The organism is Rothia nasisuis, from assembly GCF_928381405.1.
Classification (GTDB): Bacteria; Actinomycetota; Actinomycetes; order Actinomycetales; family Micrococcaceae; genus Rothia; species Rothia nasisuis.
In genome coordinates this window covers 334,453-355,277 of sequence record NZ_CAKMSB010000001.1, presented here as the reverse complement: position 1 = coordinate 355,277, position 20,825 = coordinate 334,453, and the positions used below count along the sequence as shown (strand labels likewise).

Below are 20,825 nucleotides of genomic sequence, written 5' to 3'. Positions count from 1 at the left end.
CCAGTTCGGTCTTGGCCTTATCGAGGGCGGTCTTGGTTTCGGGCCAGGTTGAGCCACGGAACTGCTGGGCTAGGGGGCCGTCCCAGTTGTTGGGGTCTGAGAGTAGCTGGCCTTGGCTGTCAAGGGCAGAGATTTGTTCGGTTAGGCCGCCGTTGATGATTTCCTGGATGCGGGAGATAGCTGATTTGGCTTCCTCGGTGGAAAGTACGCGTGACATGGTGGTGCTACCTTTCATAGTGATGGGTTGAGGGTAGGCCCCCAGCCGCCAAGATAAGTTGCACCAAGGTGGCTTAGTGGCCCTGACTAGAGGTTACTGTTGTCAACGCAAAACCTTAACTACATTTCTCTCCCCCATCCTGAAGAAGCTTTCATCTTCAACTTTTTGAGAAAAATAACAATGTTCTGACTTTGGGTTTAATGTTCAGTTCACTCATTTTCAGTTACAAAATTTTCTCAAGGGCGACACAGCAGGAGGGGTGTTACATCTCGTCATATAGTCTTTGACGGGTGTTTCGGAAGAGAACGCTAGGTCTCGACGGTGAGCAGAGCACCACCACCTATTACAGCCCCCAGGGCCTGATGGTTGGTGTGGATGATTCTGCCGACGGGTTGCGTCTGTTTTCTTATGATGAGGCTCATCAGTTGACCTCGGTGCGTTCTGCTGCTGGGGTGATATGTACTGGCTTTAATTCCGATAATTATACGAACACTAAGCGGGCGTATGGGCAGGTGTTTTCTTCTGGTGCGGGGGTTGGTGTTTTATGCTGCTGGTGGGACTTTTGAATAAGCCTCAGACTTCTGCGGGGCTGGTCTACGTTTCTTGTTTTCCGAACCGTGCAACGCTTCGCAAGTTTATCGCTGATTTGGCGTGGGAGACCGAAGCCTGGATTGCTGAAGAGCCAACCCACATGATGCATCTCAACGGTTCACGTTTCATGGGCCCCTACAGCTAACGTTCTAGAAATATGCTTCGGTAAGGTGTCCCGCGCGAATCGATGGGCTCTAGCCTCGCCGCGTGCCGTCCTTGTTCCACAGGCCCGAGATGCCGCGTCGGTGGGAGGTCACCAGATGGGTATCGAGCACACCGATAGCCTCCATCATGGCGTAGGCGCTGGTGGGCCCGATGAACTTAAAGCCCAGCTTCTTCAAGGTCTTTGAAAGGAGCAGCGAGTTGGAATCTTGGGTAGGAATATCGGAGAGGACGGCCGGGGTTGGGGTGCGCTCGGGCTGGAAAGACCAGATGAGGGCGGGTAAACCTGCCTCAACCTGCTGGCCTGCTGCAAGCGTCCGCGCCTCCAGACCGATGGTGGTTTCGCCGGGAGTCTCCACCTGGCCAGCTGACCGCAGAGCAAGCGTAGCCTGGGCGTTGCCGATAGCCGCCCGAACCTTGCCACGGTGGCGGATGATGCGGGCGTCCATAGCTAGCCGCTCCACGTCGTCCTCGGTAAAAGCCGCAACCTTCTCAACCTCAAAACCTTCAAAGAGTTCGCGGAAGGCCTCGCGCTTGGTCAAGATAGTGCGCCAGGAGAGCCCGGCCTGAAAACCTTCTAGGCAGAGGCGCTCAAAGACACCCTGCTCGTCGGTTACGGGCACACCCCATTCGGTGTCGTAGTAGGTCTGCATATCACCATCGTCGGCAGCCCACACAGGGCGTAGTAGCCCGTCGCTACCTACTCGGGTATCGGTCATTAGAAAAGTCGCCCTTCGACCTCTGCGCTGGGCTCTTCGAGAGCCAGCAGAAACTCTTTACGTTCCAGCCCACCTGCGTAACCGGTGAGCTTGCCGTCTGACGCTACCACCCGGTGGCAGGGGATAAAAATTGAGACCTTATTGTGGCCTACCGCCTGGCCGACAGCCTGGGCTGGGGCACCCGGGCCAACAATTTTTGAAATAGCCCCGTAGGTGGTGGTGTAGCCGTAGGGTATCTCGCGCAGAGCCGCCCATACTGCCAGCTGAAAATCGGAGCCACTGGGGTCAATAGGCAGGTCAAAGGATGTGCGTTGCCCGGCAAAATACTCTAGTAGCTGAGCCTGAGCGTTGGTCAGCACCTCACAGTCACCAATCTCAATGCGGTGCCCCAGATCCTCCTGCCTGGGGAAGTGCGCCTGGCCGGTGAACCAGGCACCGGTGAGCGACTGCTCGTTCGAGGCAAGAATCATCTCTCCCAGCGGTGTGAGGGTATGCGCGTGGTAGGTCATGTTCTCAGTCTAGTTGGGCAGCATAAGAATAGCCCTACACCTCACCGAAAGGTGAAGATGCAGGGCTATTATTTCAGCCTCTGACAGCTAGCACAGCGCTGAAGCCTGACCTGACCGGGGCCTAGTCCTGCTCGACGTCCTCATCGACCCAGTCCAGGGTCTTGGAGACGGCCTTCTTCCACAGGCGGTACTGGCGCTCGACCTCGTCCTTGTCCATCTGGGGTTCCCAGCGCTTGTCTTCGGACCAGTTGTCGATGACGTCCTGCTCGCCCTCCCAGAAGCCGACGGCGATACCGGCGGCGTAGGCGGCACCCAGGGCGGTGGTTTCAATGACCTTGGGGCGAATAACAGGTACGCCCAGCAGGTTGGCCTGGAACTGCATGAGGAATTCGTTGGCGGTCATACCGCCGTCGACACGCAGTTCCTCCAGGGAGACCTTGGTACCTGCTGCCTCAGCGTCTGCATTCATGGCGTCTAGCACTTCGCGGGTCTGGAAGGCGGTAGCTTCAAGAGCGGCGCGGACGATGTGGGCGCGGTTGACGTAGCGGGTCAGACCAACGATGACGCCGCGGGCATCTGACCGCCAGTGGGGGGCGAAGAGGCCGGAGAAGGCGGGGACGACGTAGGCGCCGCCGGAGTTCTCAACGCTGGTAGCCAACTTTTCTGACTCGGCAGCGTCATCAATCATCTTGAGATTATCGCGTAGCCACTGGATCAGGGAGCCGGAGACCGCTACGGAACCTTCCAGAGCGTAGACGGGGTCGGCGTCGCCCAGCTTGTAGGCCACGGTGGTGAGTAGGCCGTTTTCTGAGATGACGGGCTCGTTGCCGGTGTTCATGAGCATGAAGTTGCCGGTGCCGTAGGTGTTTTTAGCCATGCCCTTTTCGAAGCAGGCCTGGCCGAAGGTAGCAGCCTGCTGATCGCCCAGGATACCGGCGATGGGAGTGCCGTTGAGCAGGCCCTTGGAACGGCCGTAACCGTAGATTTCGGAGGAGGACTTAATCTCGGGCAACATGCTCATGGGGATGCCCATGTCGGATGCGATGGATTCGTCCCAGGCCAGGGTACGGATGTTCATGAGCAGGGTGCGAGAAGCGTTGGTCACGTCGGTGACGTGCACGCCGCCCTCGACCCCACCGGTCAGGTTCCAGAGTACCCAGGTGTCGGTGTTACCGAAGAGCAAATCGCCTGCTTCAGCCTTTTCGCGGGCGCCTTCGACGTTGTCGAGGATCCACTTGACCTTGGGGCCTGAGAAGTAGGTGGCCAGGTTGAGGCCGACGATGTCGTGGTAGAGCCCGGGCCCCTTATCTCCAGCTAATTCGTCACAGATTTTCTGGGTGCGGGTGTCTTGCCAGACGATGGCGTTGTAAACGGGCTTACCGGTGTTCTTGTCCCAGACCACGGCGGTTTCGCGCTGGTTGGTGATGCCCACGGCCGCAATTTCGTGGTGGTTAACTTCGGCCTTGGTGAGGGCTTCACCGACGGACTTTCGTACGTTCTCCCAGATTTCCATGGGGTCGTGCTCGACCCAGCCGGCCTTGGGGAAAATCTGTTCGTGTTCGTGCTGGCCGACGCTCTTGATTTCACCGGACTTGGTGAAGAGGATGGCGCGGGAGCTGGTGGTTCCCTGGTCGATGGAGAGCACGTACTTCTTACGCTCGGGGAGCTGTGACATGGTTTTTCTCTTTTCGTGAGCGCACCTTCATTGGCACGGTAACGGGTGGTTGATCTAAGTTTAGGGCGCGGACGCCGGCGCTCGGCTTAGCCCAGCAGGGTGGGGACGAGAATGGCGGCTACGGTTGCACCGAGGAGAGGGCCGACTACAGGTACCCAGGAGTAGGCCCAGTCGGAGGAACCCTTGCCCTTGATGGGCATGAGGGCGTGGGCGATACGGGGGCCCAGGTCGCGGGCCGGGTTGATGGCGTAGCCGGTAGGGGTGCCTAGGGAGAGGCCGATAGCTACAACAATGAAAGCGACGGCCAGAGGGCCTAGGCCTGAGGGAGTGCTACCGGCAGCCAGTACGAAGCCAACTAGCACGAAGGTGCCGAAGGCTTCGGTGATGGTGTTCCAGCCATAGGAGCGGATAGCGGGGCCTGTGGAGAAGATACCCTTGGTGGTTCCGGGCTCTGCCTCGTCAAAGTGCTTCTTGTAGACCAGGTAGGCACCCCAGGCACCAAGGAAGGCACCAATCATTTGGGCTGCTACGTAGACGAAGAAGTGACCGATACCAGGTGCAATCCCGGGGGCAAAGTCGTTACCTGCAAGCAGTAGGCCAAAGGTGACGGCGGGGTTGAGGTGAGCACCTGAAGGGGCAGACATGTAAACGGCAGCAAAAACTGCAAAACCCCAGCCGAAGGCGATGGTCAGCCAGTCGGTGTTCTTTGCCGCTGACTTAGGCAGAGTGACTGCGGCGCACACGCCAGCACCCAGCAGAATCAGAATGCCGGTGCCAATCACCTCTGAGACAAAAGCACCGAGAAGAGTGGCGTTGCCATCAGCAGAGATGAGGGCGCTTGCCTGGATGCTAGCTTCAGCGCCAGCTGCCAGTAGTGAGCTCATCGTTGACCTCTATGTTTTCTGTGAAGGCCGGGTACATGCAAGAGGCACCCGGCGGTGGTTAGGGTTGGAGTGATATTAGTGGGCAGGAACTACGGTTTGACGGGGAGCAACGTGGGTTGCCCCGAGAATCTCAGCCGCGGCGGCCGCGTCCTCGGTATGGGTTTCAGCTGCGGCAATTGCCTGTACCCGCTCGGCGTAGATAGCCTTCTCACGGGCCACTGCGGCCTCGTCCCAGCCAAGTTCAGCGGCCATGATCTCAAGGATTTCGTCGGCGGCTGATAGGCCGCGGTCGGTAGCCTCAAGATCCAGGCGGACGCGGCGCACCAGCACGTCCTCCAGGTGCAGGGCACCTTCGGCTCGCACTGCCATAGCCACGTCAGCCCGCAGGAACTGGGGTGCCTGTTCCAAGGGATTACCCAGGGAGGGGTCCTCCTGAATCAGTGAGATGACATCGGCCAGCTCAGCGCCGTAGCGCTCCAGCAGGTGCTCCACGCGGGCAGCGTCCCAGCCGTTCTCGGCAGCCAACGCATCGGCGCGGGCCGCCAAGGCTTCAAAGCCTTCAGCACCGACCAGCTTGATGTTTTCGGTAGCAGAGGGCAAATCCTTGGCGCGGTCGCCCAGAGCGAAGTCCACGGCGTCCTTGGCCATGACCCGGTAAGTGGTCAACTTACCACCGGCGATAGCGCTCATACCGGGGGCAATCTCCATGACCGTGTGCTCACGAGACACCTTGGTCGAGGCGGCGTTCTCACCCTTCTTGACCACCGGCTGCAGCAGGGGGCGCAGACCGGCGTAAGAGCTAATAATATCGGCTTCGGTCAGCTCATCGGCAATCAGCTTGTTGGCCTGGTCGAGCACGTAGCGAATATCAGCCTGGGTGGCGACGGGGCGCTCGCGGTCCTCGGTGTAGGGGGTGTCGGTGGTACCGATAATCCAGTAGCGCTGCCAGGGGATGATGAAGAGCACGGATTTTTCGGTTTTAGTAAAGATACCGCTGGTTGCCTTGATACGGTCGCGGGGCACGGTGATATGAACGCCCTTAGAGGCCAGCACCTTTAGGCCTTGCTCCTTGGTGGCCATGGATTCTGATTCTTCGGTCCACACGCCGGTTGCGTTGATAATGTGGGCGGCTTTAACGGTCTTTTCGTCGCCGGTCTCCAGGTCAACAACCTGGGCGCCGGTGACCCGCCCGGTGGCGTCCTTGTTGATAGCGGTTACCTGGGCGCGGGAGGCAGCCAAGGCACCGTAGCCTGCGGCGGTGCGGACGAGGTCGATGACCAGGCGGGCGTCGTCCACGCGGGCATCGTAGAACTGGATAGCGCCGGTGAAGGCTGAACCCTTGATACCGGGGAAGACCTTCTTGGTGCCTTCCTTGGTGAAGTGACGCTGAGCGGGTACGGTGCGGTGGCCGCCTGCCCCTGCAAGAGCCATGGTGTCGTAGAGACCAATACCCACGGCGGAGTAGGCTCGTTCAATGACGGGCATTTTCAGGGGCCAAAGAAAGGGCTGGGCCTTGACCAGGTGAGGGGCGGTGCGTTCGAGTAGCAGTCCGCGTTCCTTGAGGGCTTCGGCAACCAGCTTGAAGTCGAGGTTGTAGAGGTAGCGCAGGCCGCCGTGCACGAGTTTGGAGGACCAGGCAGACGTGCCTGCCGCCCAGTCGCCTGCCTCAACGATGGCGGTGCGCAGGCCGCGGGTGGCGGCATCCAGGGCGATACCTGCGCCGGTCACACCGCCGCCGATGATAAGGACGTCCACTCCGGCCTCGTCGGTCATGGCGGCAAGAGCGGTGGTGCGGGTTTCAGCGGTGAGGTAGGACTGGGTGGTGAAGATGGCAGTCATTGGGATCTTCCTTAGACGGGTTGCCGGTTTGTGTCTTTGACACCATTTCAACGGGGCAGGAAAGGAATCGCCAGCACAGTGAACAAAATTTCAATTAGACTGCATATGTGGTGAAAAAAAGTTCAAATCAGGTGGTTGAAGCTGCCCAGCTCTACTACGGGGAGCACCTAACCATGGCAGCTATATCGGCCCGGCTGGGGGTCTCGCGCCCAACCGTCTCCCGTCTGCTTAAAACTGCACGTGAAGCCGGTGTTGTGACCGTTCAGATCAATGAAAAGGCCTACAGGTCTGACCCTTTAGAGAAGCGCCTCTCTGACCTTTACAGGGTACGGGTCACAGTGGTGCGCGCCCCGGAACACACTACCGAGCAGGCCCGTATGCGACGGGTGGCTATAGCCACAGCCAATCTGGTTGATTCGCTGGTTGTGCCCGGTACTACCCTAGGTGTGGCCTGGGGGTCTACAGTGACGGAGGTGGCCCAGTTTCTGCCCAAGCGGCCACTCACCGGGGTTACAGTGGTTCAGCTTAATGGGGCTGGTAATGCCGTGCAGACGGGCATTCCTTACTCGGGCGCGATTCTGGGGCAAGTTTCGGCGGCCTACGGGGCGCAGATGGTGCACTTTCCGGTGCCTGCCTTCTTTGATTTTGCCGATACTAAGGCGGCTATGTGGCGGGAACGGTCCGTTCGCGGTGTGCTGGCGGTGCAGCGGCAGGCTGATATAGCCCTCTTCGGTGTGGGAGCTTTTGGCGGCGAGCTCAAGTCACATGTCTATAGCGGTGGCTATTTTGATGCGGGGCAGATGCGGGAGCTACAGGGGCAGGGCATTGTGGGTGATATGTGCACGGTGCTCCTGCGGGAGGACGGCACCTGGGCAGACCTTGCCGTAAATCAGCGGGCGACGGGGCCAACCCCGGCTGAGTTGGTGAAGATAGGACGCCGCGTGTGCGCCGCCGCTGGCCGTCACCGTGCCGTGGCCCTGCGTGGGGCCCTGGCTACCGGTGCGATTACAGACCTGGTGGTGGAGGCGGATTTGGCAGAGAGGCTACTGTAAGACATCACCTTGTTAGGTCTTGCAGTACGCAGGCTGTAGAGTTCGAAGTACATACTTATTCCCCATACACTCAAAGTTTCCCCATGCAAAGCACACAATCCACTTTCTCCACTACATTGATCAGGGTAGTAGGTCCGCTGGCTATCACGGCTCTTACCCTGAGCGCCTGTAGCTCCGTGGAACCGGAAGACGCAGCGAATGAATCATCAGAGAGCGCTACCTCTTCATCGGCTAGCTCCATCGCGACTGAGCAACCCTCAACGAATTTGTCAGCTCAGCCCTCAGAACAAAGCAGTGTTGAAGGTGATTCCACCAAGCCCTTTGATTTTGAACTCGAATTTGAGGGAGATTTTGCTGATTTTGTTCCGGCCACTGAGGAAAGCCCCGCTACAGGCGTACCTCGTCCTATCGCTCCTGAGGGGATGAATGAGAAGACTGAGGAGGGCTTTGCCCGCTTCGCAACCTACTACATTGCTGAGCGTAACTATGCGGTGACATCGGGTGATACCGACCGATGGCGTGAGATGGCGAGTGCTCCCGGCGCTAGTGAGGCAGAGGAGGAACTTGATTTAATTGACCAGGTCGATGCTGCCTATGCTAACGGTGGGTGGGTGGTCAATGGCCACCGGGAAATCTATTCAGGCCGCTATTTGGTGGAGGAGTCTAAGGTTGCAGACCTGAATTTTACGGTGTACGCGGTTGAGAATGGGACCACGATTCTGAACCCCCAGGGTAATCCTCAGCGCGCTGAATGGGTGCCAGTAACCTATGAACCCTACCTCTACCAGTTGCATGGAATTTATGCCGATGGTAGTTGGTACTTATTTAGCCATTCTGGAGATTTTGAGCAGACTCTACCGTCTGAGTAAATCTCAACGTGACACAAACTTCATCTGGCTACCCTGTCGCGTGAAGGTTGGGCGGCAGTTCTTTTCACACGTGCGAAAAAATTGCGTGCATTTGAAAAACTGCCACATAGTTGTAGCCAGCGACTGCCACCACCACGTCTACCCGTCACTTTTAGAAGCCGCCAGAAGCCCCTACCGCCCCTCCACCGCCGCTTTCAGCGCGTCCTTGACCGCCCGGATAGCGGGCTGGCCGGTGCTCTCGGTGCGGGTGGCCACGTAGATTTCGCGGTAGGGGGCACCCGGCAGAGGAATAGCCTTCACCCCGTGAGCCTGCGCCAAATCTTCCCCAGTGGCGGGTAATGCAAAGGACGGCATAATAGCCGCCGCCCCGCCTGCCGCTAGCTGCAGATGGGTATTCAAATCATCAATCACGTAGCGCACCTGCGGCTCAAACCCAGCCGCCCGGCACTGGTTAATTCCCCACGTGCGGGAGGTGTTGTGCTCGCCCTCAAAGACCCACAAGAGGTCGGCCGCCGCCTCTAGGCCCTGGGCGGGGTGATCGGCAGCTAGCACCAGGTTGAGGGAGTCTTCTGTCAGTAGCTCACTGGTGAGCTCCGGGTATTCGGGAATGTAGTGGTGCGGGTAAGACTCCGCAATGACCAAATCGAATTCCCGGCTACGGGTGAGCGTCAGGCCGGTCTCAGGGTCAATCTGCACTACGTGTAGCTGAACCTGCGGAGCGTGTTCTGCCAGGTGCTCAAGCGTGCCGGTCAGTAGCGCCTGGGCGGCTGACTGGAAGATAGCTAGGCGCACCTGCCCGGCGGGGACGCCTTCGAGCAGGGTGATGCGGGTGCGGGCAGCATCCAACTCCTTGAGAATGTTACGGGTGCTCTCAATCAAAATCAGAGCCTCGGTGGTCAGCTCAACCCTGCGACCCACCTTGCGCAGTAGGGGAGCACCCACCTCTTTTTCAAGAGTGGTGATTTGCTGAGAGACGGCTGATGAGGTCAGATGCAGGGCTTTGGCTGCGGCGGCAAGGGTTCCGCGCTCGTGGATTTCAAGGAGCATGGCCAGGCGGCGGATATCGTACATGGCAACTCTTTTCTTGTGTAGAGAGTAAGCAGAATATAGTTTAGTAAAACTGAACATACAGGCTAAAAAAGATTCATTTTTTCTAATAGTGTATCTCAGACTCATAGATGGTGAAATGGATAACAAGTTCAAATATCATCTCCACCTCCGGGTGGAACTAGTAGGAGGTCAACCTTTTGGCACAGCCTTTTAGCGATCCCCACCACCAGCAGCTCGCCGAGCAGGCCGTCAACCTTGTAGCTGACTGGGTCAAGGCCGCCCAGAGCGTCCCCTCAGACCCCGCAGCGGAGAAGCTGGCCGGTGTGCTCAAAGACCCCAACGGGCTAGACTTCACTGTCGGCTTCGTTGACGGCGTGGTCCGCCCCGAAGACCAACAGGTTGCCGGTCAAAATCTGAGCCGAATCGCCCCCATCGTCCCCTCCTTTCTGCCCTGGTACATGAAGAGCGCTGTGGGCCTAGGTGGCAAGCTTGCCGCTAAGGCCTCCTGGCCCACTGTTCCTGTCGCCCGCGCCGTGTTGCGCCAGATGGTCGGGCACCTGATTGTTGATGCTCGCGACGAAAAGCTGGGCCCTGCTATTAAGCACCTCACCTCAACCGGTAATAAGCTCAACATCAACCTCTTGGGCGAGGCAGTTCTCGGTGACCGTGAAGCCGAACGCCGCCTGAGTGAAACCAAGCGCCTGCTGACCCGTGATGACGTTGACTACGTCTCCATCAAGGTCTCCTCAGTTTCTGGCCCCCACTCCCACTGGGCCTTCGAAGAGGTTGTGGACGAGGCCGTCCGCCGCCTGACCCCTCTCTATGAGCTGGCTGCCAACTCACCTGCCAAGAAGTTCATCAACCTTGATATGGAGGAGTACAAGGATCTCGACATGACTATCGAGGTCTTTACCAAGATTCTTGACCAGCCCCACCTCAAGAACCTCGAAGCTGGCATTGTGCTTCAGGCTTACCTACCAGACACCCTGGCAGCCATGCAGCACCTCCAGGAGTGGGCGGCAACTCGCGTGGCTGACGGCGGTGCCCCCATCAAGGTGCGTCTGGTCAAAGGTGCCAACCTTTCCATGGAAAAGGTAGAAGCTGCTGTGCACGGTTGGCCTCTGACCACCTGCGACTCCAAGCAGGATTCAGACACCAACTACAAGCGCATTCTCAACTACGCGCTGACCCCCGAGCACACCAAGAACATCCGCTTGGGCGTAGCAGGCCACAACCTTTTTGATGTTGCTTTCGCCCTGCTACTGGCTGAAGATCGTGGCGTTGAAAAGGACATCGAGTTCGAGATGCTCATCGGTATGGCCTCCCAACAGGCCGAGGTCATCCGCCGCCGAGTGGGGCACCTGTTGCTCTACACCCCCGTGGTTCGCCCCGAAGAGTTTGACGTCGCTATCTCCTACCTGGTGCGCCGTCTGGAAGAGAACGCCTCGTCTGAAAACTTTATGAGTGCTGTCTTTGATCTTGATTCTTCACCCGAGCTGTTCGAGCGTGAAAAGAATCGTTTCTTGCGCTCTCTTGAGGCTGTTACCGATGAGGTCCAGCCCGCCCAGCGTACCCAGAACCGCCTGGAAGAAACCGCCGAAACTGTTTTCAAGCCCGCCAGCGGCAGGTTCGAGAACACCCCCGATACCGACCCGGCTCTGGCCGCCAACCGCGAGTGGGGCCGCGCAATTCTGGAGCGCTCCAAGAATACTCAAATCGGTATCGAGGCCCTGGCTGCTAACGAGCTAGGCTCGGTTGAGGACGCAGAAGCCCTGGTTGCTCAGACCGCCTCCGCTGGCGAGAGCTGGGGTGCCCGCCCCGCTGCCGAGCGGGCCGAAATCCTGCGCCAGGTCGCCGTCAATCTGGCTGTGCGCCGGGCTGACTTCATGGAGATCATGGCACACGAGGCAGGTAAGACCCTGGAACAGGGCGATATTGAGGTCTCAGAGGCCGTTGACTTTGCTTACTACTACGCCATGCTGGCCGAGCGCCTGAACTCTGTTGACGGTGCCGCCCACCACCCCGTCAAGCTGACTCTAGTCGTTCCGCCCTGGAACTTTCCCACCGCAATTCCCGTCGGTGGTGTCATTGCAGCCCTAGCGGCAGGCTCCGGCGTCATCTTCAAGCCCGCATCTAACACCGCCCGCGTCGGTGCCCTCATCGCCGAGGTGCTCTGGGAGGCTGGAGTTCCCCGTGACGTTCTGCGCCTGGTTAAGGTCACTAACCGCGACGCCGGTTCAAGGATGATTGCCCACCCGGCGGTCGACCGCCTGATTCTGACCGGCGGCTACGAAACCGCCGAGATGTTCCGTTCCTGGCGCAAAGACCTGCCCCTCTTCGGCGAAACATCCGGTAAGAATTCCATCATCGTTACTCCCAATGCTGACTTCGATTTGGCAGTCAAGGATATTGTTTACTCGGCCTTTGGCCACGCAGGCCAGAAGTGCTCGGCAGCCTCCACCGTGATTCTGGTCGGTTCGGTGGGTGAGTCCAAGCGTTTCTACAACCAGTTGGTTGATGCCGTGAAGTCTCTGTATGTTGCCCACCCCCAAGACATCGAATCAGAGATGGGCCCCGTGATTGAGAAGCCCGAGGGCAAGCTTAAGCGCGGCCTGACCACCCTGGGTGACGGCGAGACCTGGATCATTAAGCCCGAACAGCTCGACGAAACCGGCCGCCTCTGGTCACCCGGTGTACGTGCAGGCGTCAAGCCCGGCAGCGAATACCACCTGACCGAGTACTTTGGCCCCATCCTGGGTATTATGAAGGCCACAACCCTCGAAGAGGCCATTGAGCTACAGAACGCCACTGACTACGGCCTGACCGCCGGTCTTCACTCCCTGGATTCTCAAGAGTTGGAGCTCTGGCTCTCTAAGGTCCAGGCGGGCAACCTTTACGCCAACCGTGGTATCACCGGTGCAATCGTGCAGCGTCAGCCCTTCGGTGGCTGGAAGAAGTCCACCGTAGGCTCTGGCACTAAGGCCGGTGGCCCCAACTACCTGGTGGCTCTCTCAGATTGGTCGAGTGCCGAGGCCACCGCAAGCACCGCGCCCTCCAACCCCTCGGTTCGCGCACTGCTAGCAGCTCTGCGTGAACCCACCGCGACCCAGGACGGCTCCCTTGACATGCTGACCCGGTCGGCAAGCTCTGACGCTGAGGCCTGGGCCAGTGAGTTCGGTGTAGGCCACGACCCCAGCCAGCTGGGTGTTGAGCGCAATATTCTGCGCTACCTGCCCACCACAGTGCAGGTGCGTTTGGATGAATCCGGCGATCGCGATCGTGCTCTGCGCGTTCTGCTCGCCGGCCTTGCCGCCGGGGCCACCATCGAATTCACCACCGGGCAGAGCATTCCTGTGGCTGTTGCCGGTGCCCTGCGTTCTGCCGGTGTGACCGTTCTTGAGCAGTCTGATGAAACCTACCGCGCGTCCCTGGCCACAATTGCCAAGACTCCCTCAAAGCAGCTTGAGGGGACCGCTCTCGAAGGAGCCCGTATTCGCTACATCGGTGACGATGCAACCAGCATCTACAAGGCACTGGGAGGCCGCCCTGACATTGCGGTCTACTTTCAGCCGGTCACCGAAGCCGGCCGTATTGAAATGCTGCCCTTCATCCGTGAGCAGGCAGTCTCTATTACTGCCCACCGTTTTGGCAACCCCTACAAGTACTCTGAGTGTGTTATCTAAACGGTTAGGTACAAGGACGCCGCCCCCCGCTCTTTCTCGCCGCTAGGCTGGGGAGTGGGCGGGCGACGTCCCGTTAAACTGTCAACACGGGGTGCGGGTCATCAGTACCTGCACCCAGTACCATATAATTTGAGGTAACGGGCCTCACTCCCTCGTGTGGCCTGATTCGACAGTCGAGTTTCACGCACCTCGATCGGCCCTCCACCAAAGAAAAGGACACCTCCGATGAGCAACGTTCCGGCAGAACTCAAGTACACCAAAGAGCATGAGTGGGTTAGCGAACTCACCTCAGACGGCACTGTCCGCATCGGCGTGACCGACCACGCCCAAGATGCTTTGGGCGATGTCGTCTACGTTGACCTACCCGAGGTCGGCGAAGCGCTTGACGCAGATGCCACTTTTGGTGAAATCGAATCCACCAAGAGTGTCTCAGACCTCTTTGCTCCCATCTCTGGTGAGGTGGTTGCTGTTAACGAAGACCTAGCCGATGCTCCTGAGACCGTCAACTCTGACCCCTACGGTTCTGGGTGGTTAATTGAAGTTCGCCCTGCGAACGAGGCAGACCTTGACAACCTGCTCTCAGCTGACGATTACACCGCCGAGATTGCTTAAAGGTGCGCTCCGAACCGGGCTCCGATCCCGGTAGGCAGGCCGTCTTTCGTAAGAACGAAAGGCGGCCTGTTCGCTTTCCAGAAAATTTGAGGCCCGAATGCAAACTCAGCTGGGCGAGAGAGGCCCTCAATGGATAGGATTAAACAAGCGGTTCACTGTTTACCGTTTTGTGACCTTGAACCGTAGCCCAGTATCACAGTTTCTTACCGCCCTCTGCCTCGCGGCATACCTCTCTCACACCAAAGGAAAATAGACCGAATGGCTCAGCACGACTCCTACCCGGCAACATCGGCTATGGCCGCAGTGAAACCCCTCGGGGTTGCCACTTCTCATCAGCCCACCACTGAGGAAAGCGACCTGCTGGCCACCCTGCCCGGCGGCTCTGCTATTTTGATTGGCCTAGACGGTCAGTTTAAGGGTGCCCGTTTCCTCATCACCCCCGACACTAAGGACGGAAGCGGCGTCACCGTAGCGGGCCGTAGCCCCGACTCAGATATCTACCTGGACGATGTGACCGTCTCCCGCCGTCACGCCCTTTTCATGCCCAACGCCGGTAGCTACATTCTTACTGACGCAGGTTCACTCAACGGCACCTACGTGAACGGTGACCGTGTTGACGAGGCCTACCTCAAAAATGGGGATGAAATCTACATCGGTAAGTTCCACTTCGCCTTCTACCAGGGCAAGGGCAACTAGCCATGGTTGCGCGTGATACCAGCGATTCCAAGAACAAAACCATCGGCCAGGTGCTCAGCGCCCTCGAGGGGGAATTCCAGGGTATCAGTGCGTCCAAAATTCGGTTCCTTGAGGATAAGGGCCTGGTTGCACCTCAGCGTACCAATACCGGCTACCGCAAGTACTCTGAAGCTGACATTGAGCGCCTACGCTATGTGCTACAACTTCAGCGAGACCAGTACCTGCCCCTCAAAGTGATTCGTGAGCGACTGGCGGATCTTGACGCCGGTCATGGCCCGGGCATCGAAACAGGCGCGGCTTATCGGCAGCAGGCCTCAGCTACGGCGGTCTCTCCTCTGCCCACCGCCGTCGACTCCCCGGTGCCCCCCTCGGAGTCCGCTGAGCCGGGCCGCACCTACACCCTGCGTGAGCTGGGGCAGGCTGCCGGGGTAGATATGCCTCTCTTACGTGAGCTCATGAACTACGGTTTGCTGGCCGACCACAAGGATTCCTATGACGAGTACGACCTCGTGGTCACCAAAGTCAGTGACCAGCTGACCGCCCACGGGTTGCACCCGCGCCATCTGCGTGCTTTCCGGGCTGCCGCCGACCGTGAGGTTGATTTGGTCGAAACCGCCGTAGGCCCCCTGGCTTTGCGCAAGGACGAAAAATCTCAGGCTCGTGCCGCTGAACTGGCCAGTGACATTGCCCAGCTCCTGCTCCGCCTGCACATGGCTTTGGTCGCCGGATCCATGCCCAGCTTTGATTAGAACTATCTTAAAACGCCGAGTCGTAGCCACTCGGATTAACTGAGAATTGGGGGAGCGTGCAGGTAGGATAAGAGAGTCCGTGATCAGCACAAGGGAAGGAACCTCTGACACCGTGAATAAGTTCAGCGGTCAGCACGGCGCACCTGAGTCGCTCCGAGGTGTACCTGCCCCCATTGATCAGCCGATTCTTGGCTTAGACGAAGTGCTACCTCGCACTTCTCCGGTTGGCGAGCAGGGCGTGCTCTTTGACGATCCGGTTTCACTCGTTGACGAGAATCTGGGCTACCGCGGACCCACTGCCTGTAAGGCCGCCGGAATTACCTACCGCCAGCTGGACTACTGGGCACGAACTCACCTGGTCGAACCCACTGTACGCTCTGCAAGGGGTTCGGGTTCTCAACGTCTCTATTCTTTCCGCGACGTTCTAGTGCTGAAAATCGTTAAGAGCCTGCTCGATACGGGAGTATCTTTACAGCAGATTCGCGCCTCTGTTGACCATTTGCGGTCCCGAGGTGTTGAGGATTTGGCGGGTATCACCCTCATGTCAGACGGCGCCTCGGTATATGAGTGCACCTCAGCTAGTGAAGTGATTGACCTGGTCCAAGCAGGTCAGGGTGTTTTCGGCATTGCCATTGGCCGCGTCTGGCGCGAACTCGAAATGTCGCTGAGCGAACTGCCCGGTGAGAGCACCGCTGAAGCCCTCGAAACGCAGGCCCCTGAGACCGTTGATGAGCTCTCTGCTCGCCGTGCTCGTAAGGTTGCTACCTAGCCCACAGCAGCCAAGGAGGGGCTGAGGTTAGGCCTGAAGGCCGTGGGCCCTACACAGAGGGTGAGTTCTTTAGCTGGCTCGCGCCTCGCCCTGGCTAGCTTCGGGAGCCTGGACCAGGCCGGTCAAAAGCTCACTAAATGCATCAGCCAGCTGCTGAGCCTCTGCCTCAGGCCAGTAGTGGATGGGGTAGGCCGCCCCCTGAATGCGCTGAAGCAGGGGGGTTTCAGGTAGTGAGGGCTCAGCAACCAGATCGCCGAAGAGCTGGCGCATTTCTTGGTTGCGGTAGCTGTGTTCTGGGTCGCCCTCACGAACTTTATTGACGACGATGGAGGCTGAGGACACTGCGTGCTCAGTGTTGGCCTCGAAACGTGCGAGAGCTCGCAGAGTGCGTTCTGAGCCGGCAACCGAGAAGAGGGAGGGCTCAGCGACTGACAGCACACGGTCTGAAGCAGCCCAGGCTATTTCAGTTAAATGACCCAATGTGGGTGGGCAGTCAACCAGAATCAAATCAAAATCGGGTAGGGCAGGCTTAAGTAGCTGCGCCAGGTTGGGTAGGGCTTCAGTTGCCTTTTCTTGCTCCAACCGCGCCAACCGCGCCGAGGCACGCCCAACCCATACGCCGGCGTCCTTGCCTGTAGCCGATGCATTGCCCAAGGCGCCTAGGGCAACCCAGGAGGAGGGGCGAATCTCTTCAGTTAGTGTAAAGTTCCCCGGAGCGGCGAGCATGGCCCCCATATCGGCGCCGCTTTGAGCGTCTACAGCACGCACCCCCAGACCGGTGGAGGCGTCGCCGTGAGGGTCCATGTCTACCACGAGAACACGGAGCCCCCGGGCCTGTGCCGCTGAAGCTAAGCCCAACGCCACAGAGGTTTTACCCACACCGCCTTTTAGGCTACTGATACTTACAACGCTGGTCATGCCGGGAAAGCCTCTCAATGTTATGCGAGCACACTGCTCTTCCATGCTACCCAAAGTACAGGCATGGCGGTGAACTGCACCGCCGAGAACTCGACAATGTCGTACAAAAATACCCACCAGGTATGTAGCTAGGCTCACAAAAAAATCGTTACATTACGGCACCGGTCACAAAAATTGAGACAAAAAGAGCGGTGAGAGGCCCAGAAAAGCTATATTTGAGGTGTTCACACGCACTGTGGCTTAGCCGTGTGCGCTCACCAGCAACGACTCATGAGGCGGAACGGAAAATATGTTTTCAAAGATCCTGGTCGCTAACCGCGGCGAAATCGCTATCAGAGCCTACCGCGCGGCCTACGAGCTCGGCGCGAAGACCGTCGGCGTCTTCCCCTACGAGGACCGTCATTCCATTCACCGCCAGCAGGCCGACGAGGCTTACTCAATTGGTGAAGAGGGCCACCCTGTACGTGCCTACCTCGATATTGACGAGATTATTCGCGTGGCTAAAGAAGCCGGAGCCGATGCCATTTACCCGGGCTATGGTTTTCTCTCGGAGAATCCCGACTTGGCGCGTGCAGCTGCGGACGCCGGTATCACCTTCATCGGCCCGCCCCCGGAGGTTCTGGAACTGGCCGGTAACAAGGTAGAGGCACTCAAGGCCGCCCGCCGTGCCGGTATTCCAGTGCTTAAGTCAACCGAGCCGTCAGCCGATGTAGAGAAGTTGCTGGCTGAGGCCGAAGAAATCGGCTTCCCTATCTTCGTTAAGGCAGTTGCTGGCGGTGGCGGCCGCGGTATGCGCCGCGTTGAAAAGCGTGAAGATCTGCGCTCAGCGATGGAAGCTGCCATGCGTGAGGCCGATACAGCCTTCGGCGACCCTACCGTTTTCTTGGAGCAGGCGGTTCTGCGCCCCCGTCACATTGAGGTGCAGATTCTGGCCGATGCTGAAGGCAACATTGTGCACCTCTTTGAGCGCGACTGCTCCCTGCAACGCCGTCACCAGAAGGTTGTGGAGATCGCGCCTGCCCCCAACCTGGACGAAGAGATCCGCCAGGCCCTCTTCCGCGATGCCGTCAAGTTCGCCAAGGAGCTGGGCTACGTCAACGCCGGTACCGTTGAGTTCCTGGTTGACACAGCCGGTGAGCGCGCGGGGCAACATGTTTTCATTGAGATGAACCCCCGCATCCAGGTGGAGCACACCGTGACCGAGGAGGTTACAGACGTTGACCTGGTTCAGTCACAGATGCGTATTGCCGCCGGTGAGACTCTGGAAGATTTGGGCATCCGTCAGGACGATTTGCGTGTGCGTGGCTTCGCCTTACAGTCTCGTATCACCACCGAGGATCCCGCCAATGGCTTCCGACCAGACGTGGGCAAGGTGACCTACTACCGCTCTGCAGGTGGGTCGGGCATTCGTCTGGATGGTGGTACCGTCTACACCGGTGCCCAGATTTCACCCCACTTCGACTCCATGCTGGTTAAGCTGACCTGTCGCGGCCGTACTTTTGAGGACGCCGTACGCCGAGCTTCTCGTGCCCTGGCAGAGTTCCGTATACGCGGTGTGGCCACCAACATCCCCTTCATCCAGGCGGTGCTAGATGACCCCACCTTCCGCGCCGGTGACGTCTCTACCCCCTTCATCGATGAGCACCCGGAGCTGCTGACCAAGAAGCCCTCAGCTGACCGTGGCACCAAAGCCCTGCAATATCTGGCTAACGTCACCGTGAACAAGCCGTACGGTGAGCGTATTGAGGGGCTTGACCCCCGCTGGAAGCTACCCGCCTTCCCCGGTGATAAGACATCTGAGCCCTACCGTTCACCCTTCGACGCTTCTACCCACGAGCCCCCGGCCGGCTGGCGTCAGCGCCTACTGGAGCTTGGCCCTGAAGGATTTGCTCAGGCTGTGCGCGGCACCAAGGAGGTTCTGATTACAGACACCACCTTCCGTGATGCTCACCAGTCCCTGCTGGCAACCCGCGTGCGTACCCGTGACCTGTTGGCTGCCGCACCTGCAGTTGCTCATACCACCCCTGAGCTCTTCTCGGTAGAGGCCTGGGGCGGTGCAACCTATGACGTCGCCCTGCGCTTCCTCTCCGAGGACCCCTGGGAGCGTTTGGCTCACCTGCGTGCGGCCATGCCCAATCTGCCTATTCAGATGCTACTGCGCGGCCGTAACACTGTGGGCTACACACCCTACCCGACCGAGGTTACGGACGCCTTCGTCAGGGAGGCCGCTGAGACCGGCGTTGATATCTTCCGTATCTTCGACTCGCTCAACGATGTATCTCAGATGACTCCGGCCATTAAGGCCGTACGTGCCACCGGAACCGCTGTTGCTGAGGTTGCTATCTGCTACACCGGCGATATGCTTGACTCAGCAGAGCAGACCTACACCCTGGACTACTACCTGAACCTGGCTGACCAGGTGGTAGAAGCTGGGGCGCACATCCTCGCTATTAAGGACATGGCCGGTCTGTTACGTCCTGAGGCAGCCCGCCGCCTGATTACTGCCCTGCGCGAGCGTTTTGATTTGCCCGTGCACCTGCACACTCACGACACTGCCGGTGGCCAGGTTGGTACCCTGTTGGCTGCTGTTGAGGCGGGCGTGGACGTGGTTGATGTAGCTGCCGCTTCAATGGCAGGTACCACCTCACAGCCCTCCTTCTCAGCTCTGGTCGGAGCTCTACAGCACACCGACCGTGCCCCCTCTATCTCGCTGGAAGCTGCGTGTGCGATGGAGCCCTACTGGGAGGCCGTCCGTACCATCTATAAGCCTTTTGAGATGGGCCTGTCATCGCCGACCGGTCGTGTCTACACCCACGAAATCCCCGGCGGGCAGCTCTCTAACCTGAGGGCACAGGCAACCGCGCTGGGTCTGGGGGAGCGCTTTGAAGATATCGAAGACATGTACGCTGCCGCCGATCGCATGCTGGGGCACATCGTCAAGGTGACGCCATCATCGAAGGTGGTGGGTGACCTGGCCCTGCAGCTGGTCGGTATGGGTGTATCGCCCGAGGACTTTGAGAATGACCCGCAGAAGTTCGACATTCCGGACTCTGTGATTGGCTTCCTCAACGGCGAGCTGGGCACCCCGCCCGCGGGCTGGCCCGAGCCCTTCCGCACCCGCGCTCTGGAGGGCCGCAAGCTAGCTAAGCCTTCGGTGACCGAGCTGTCTGAGGAGGATTTGACTGCCCTGGCAGGCGACTCGGCCACCCGCCGCGCCACCCTCAACCGCCTGCTTTTCCCCGCGCCTACCCGTGACTATGAGAAGGCCCGTGAGGAATACGGCGACCTGTCGATTTTGCATACCCGCGACTTCCTCTACGGCCTGCTCTTCAAACGTGAGCATGTGATTTCACTGGGCAAGGGTGTGCGCTTGATTGCGACCCTGCAGGCCATTTCGGAGCCTGACGAGAAGGGGATGCGCGAGGTTATCTGCACCCTGAACGGCCAGCAGCGCACCGTCAAGGTTCGCGATAACTCGGTTGAGTCCAACGTGAAGGAAGCTGAGAAGGCGGATGCTTCTAACCCCGGCCACATCGCAGCGCCCTTCGCAGGTGGTGTGTCTATCACCGTCAAGCCTGGTGACGAAATCTCAGCCGGCGACCAGGTAGCCACCATCGAGGCCATGAAGATGGAAGCCTCCATCACCTCAGCGGTCTCAGGCACCGTCGAACGCGTTGTCTACAACGAAGTCTCCCAGGTAGCTGGTGGTGACCTGCTGATCGTGGTCAACGTGAAGTAGCCCTGTTTGAGAGTGATGCGAGGCGCGGACGCCTGTACCCATTGATAACATTTTGATATGTACTGGGTTCAGGTCACAGAGACTTATTCATA

Annotated in this window: 17 protein-coding genes; 9 read left to right on the top strand and 8 right to left on the bottom strand. The window is 58.9% G+C overall.

All coding sequences use genetic code 11. The features are described 5' to 3' along the window. The coding region (locus L6966_RS01495; RefSeq protein WP_237232769.1) for a pyrophosphorylase at positions 1-217 on the bottom strand (217 nt) is incomplete at its 3' end. 562 nt (positions 218-779) lie between these two features. Between L6966_RS01495 and L6966_RS01490 the strand changes: the two genes are divergently transcribed. Beyond that, positions 780-953 carry a BsuBI/PstI family type II restriction endonuclease gene (locus L6966_RS01490; RefSeq protein WP_237223692.1) on the top strand — a complete coding sequence of 58 codons (174 nt, stop codon included), beginning with the start codon at positions 780-782 and terminating at the stop codon, positions 951-953. Between the two features lie 49 nt (positions 954-1,002). Here L6966_RS01490 and L6966_RS01485 read toward each other — a convergent pair whose 3' ends face one another. From L6966_RS01485 to L6966_RS01465, 5 genes are all read right to left on the bottom strand, one after another. After that, positions 1,003-1,689: a DNA-3-methyladenine glycosylase I gene (locus L6966_RS01485; RefSeq protein ID WP_237223693.1), complete on the bottom strand. Its 687-nt coding sequence runs from the start codon at positions 1,687-1,689 to the stop codon at positions 1,003-1,005. Further along, positions 1,689-2,198, bottom strand: a complete 510-nt coding sequence (locus L6966_RS01480; RefSeq protein WP_237223694.1) for a methylated-DNA--[protein]-cysteine S-methyltransferase — start codon at positions 2,196-2,198, stop codon at positions 1,689-1,691. Before L6966_RS01480 ends, L6966_RS01485 begins: the two co-directional genes overlap by 1 nt. A 121-nt stretch (positions 2,199-2,319) precedes the next feature. Beyond that, positions 2,320-3,873, bottom strand: coding sequence for a glycerol kinase GlpK (glpK, locus tag L6966_RS01475; RefSeq protein ID WP_237223695.1), 1,554 nt, complete (start codon positions 3,871-3,873; stop codon positions 2,320-2,322). A gap of 86 nt (positions 3,874-3,959) precedes the next feature. Then, complete coding sequence (locus L6966_RS01470) at positions 3,960-4,757, bottom strand: MIP/aquaporin family protein (RefSeq protein WP_237232768.1); 798 nt, start codon at positions 4,755-4,757, stop codon at positions 3,960-3,962. 75 nt (positions 4,758-4,832) lie between these two features. After that, a complete protein-coding gene (locus L6966_RS01465; RefSeq protein ID WP_083091806.1) occupies positions 4,833-6,596 on the bottom strand; it encodes a glycerol-3-phosphate dehydrogenase/oxidase in 1,764 nt (587 codons plus the stop codon). A gap of 131 nt (positions 6,597-6,727) precedes the next feature. Between L6966_RS01465 and L6966_RS01460 the strand changes: the two genes are divergently transcribed. Both L6966_RS01460 and L6966_RS01455 read left to right on the top strand, forming a co-directional pair. Continuing rightward, positions 6,728-7,648: a sugar-binding transcriptional regulator gene (locus L6966_RS01460; protein ID WP_237232767.1), complete on the top strand. Its 921-nt coding sequence runs from the start codon at positions 6,728-6,730 to the stop codon at positions 7,646-7,648. Positions 7,649-7,731: 83 nt separating this feature from the next. Then, positions 7,732-8,517 (top strand): DUF6318 family protein, encoded by a 786-nt coding sequence (locus L6966_RS01455; protein ID WP_237232766.1) that lies wholly within the window; start codon positions 7,732-7,734, stop codon positions 8,515-8,517. Between the two features lie 171 nt (positions 8,518-8,688). Here L6966_RS01455 and L6966_RS01450 read toward each other — a convergent pair whose 3' ends face one another. After that, on the bottom strand, positions 8,689-9,588 hold the full coding sequence (locus L6966_RS01450; protein WP_237232765.1) for a LysR substrate-binding domain-containing protein: 900 nt from the start codon (positions 9,586-9,588) through the stop codon (positions 8,689-8,691). Positions 9,589-9,764: 176 nt separating this feature from the next. Here L6966_RS01450 and L6966_RS01445 point away from each other — a divergent pair, with 176 nt between their 5' ends. From L6966_RS01445 to L6966_RS01425, 5 genes are all read left to right on the top strand, one after another. Then, entirely contained in the window at positions 9,765-13,250 is a 3,486-nt protein-coding gene (locus tag L6966_RS01445) for a bifunctional proline dehydrogenase/L-glutamate gamma-semialdehyde dehydrogenase (protein ID WP_083091803.1), read from the top strand. A 225-nt stretch (positions 13,251-13,475) separates the two neighbouring features. Then, a complete protein-coding gene (gene gcvH, locus L6966_RS01440; protein ID WP_083091802.1) occupies positions 13,476-13,862 on the top strand; it encodes a glycine cleavage system protein GcvH in 387 nt (128 codons plus the stop codon). A gap of 258 nt (positions 13,863-14,120) precedes the next feature. Then, positions 14,121-14,558, top strand: a complete 438-nt coding sequence (locus L6966_RS01435) for an FHA domain-containing protein (protein ID WP_083091801.1) — start codon at positions 14,121-14,123, stop codon at positions 14,556-14,558. A 2-nt stretch (positions 14,559-14,560) separates the two neighbouring features. Beyond that, positions 14,561-15,307, top strand: coding sequence for a transcriptional regulator FtsR (gene ftsR / locus L6966_RS01430; protein ID WP_083091800.1), 747 nt, complete (start codon positions 14,561-14,563; stop codon positions 15,305-15,307). A gap of 172 nt (positions 15,308-15,479) precedes the next feature. After that, positions 15,480-16,076, top strand: a complete 597-nt coding sequence (locus tag L6966_RS01425; protein ID WP_219336353.1) for a MerR family transcriptional regulator — start codon at positions 15,480-15,482, stop codon at positions 16,074-16,076. 69 nt (positions 16,077-16,145) lie between these two features. On the opposite strand, the gene L6966_RS01420 is transcribed toward L6966_RS01425, so the two are convergent. Next, positions 16,146-16,994 carry a ParA family protein gene (locus L6966_RS01420; protein WP_237232764.1) on the bottom strand — a complete coding sequence of 283 codons (849 nt, stop codon included), beginning with the start codon at positions 16,992-16,994 and terminating at the stop codon, positions 16,146-16,148. Positions 16,995-17,283: 289 nt separating this feature from the next. Here L6966_RS01420 and L6966_RS01415 point away from each other — a divergent pair, with 289 nt between their 5' ends. Beyond that, complete coding sequence (locus L6966_RS01415; RefSeq protein ID WP_237232763.1) at positions 17,284-20,733, top strand: pyruvate carboxylase; 3,450 nt, start codon at positions 17,284-17,286, stop codon at positions 20,731-20,733. The last annotated feature ends 92 nt before the right edge of the window (positions 20,734-20,825 follow it).

Coding starts and splice junctions, on each gene's coding strand:
- L6966_RS01415 (WP_237232763.1), top strand. CDS start 17,284: ATGTTTTCAAAGATCCTGGTCGCTAACCGCGGCGAAATCGCTATCAGA.
- L6966_RS01485 (WP_237223693.1), bottom strand. CDS start 1,689: ATGACCGATACCCGAGTAGGTAGCGACGGGCTACTACGCCCTGTGTGG.
- L6966_RS01470 (WP_237232768.1), bottom strand. CDS start 4,757: ATGAGCTCACTACTGGCAGCTGGCGCTGAAGCTAGCATCCAGGCAAGC.
- L6966_RS01450 (WP_237232765.1), bottom strand. CDS start 9,588: ATGTACGATATCCGCCGCCTGGCCATGCTCCTTGAAATCCACGAGCGC.
- L6966_RS01480 (WP_237223694.1), bottom strand. CDS start 2,198: ATGACCTACCACGCGCATACCCTCACACCGCTGGGAGAGATGATTCTT.
- glpK (WP_237223695.1), bottom strand. CDS start 3,873: ATGTCACAGCTCCCCGAGCGTAAGAAGTACGTGCTCTCCATCGACCAG.
- L6966_RS01465 (WP_083091806.1), bottom strand. CDS start 6,596: ATGACTGCCATCTTCACCACCCAGTCCTACCTCACCGCTGAAACCCGC.
- L6966_RS01435 (WP_083091801.1), top strand. CDS start 14,121: ATGGCTCAGCACGACTCCTACCCGGCAACATCGGCTATGGCCGCAGTG.
- L6966_RS01455 (WP_237232766.1), top strand. CDS start 7,732: ATGCAAAGCACACAATCCACTTTCTCCACTACATTGATCAGGGTAGTA.
- ftsR (WP_083091800.1), top strand. CDS start 14,561: ATGGTTGCGCGTGATACCAGCGATTCCAAGAACAAAACCATCGGCCAG.
- L6966_RS01420 (WP_237232764.1), bottom strand. CDS start 16,994: ATGACCAGCGTTGTAAGTATCAGTAGCCTAAAAGGCGGTGTGGGTAAA.
- gcvH (WP_083091802.1), top strand. CDS start 13,476: ATGAGCAACGTTCCGGCAGAACTCAAGTACACCAAAGAGCATGAGTGG.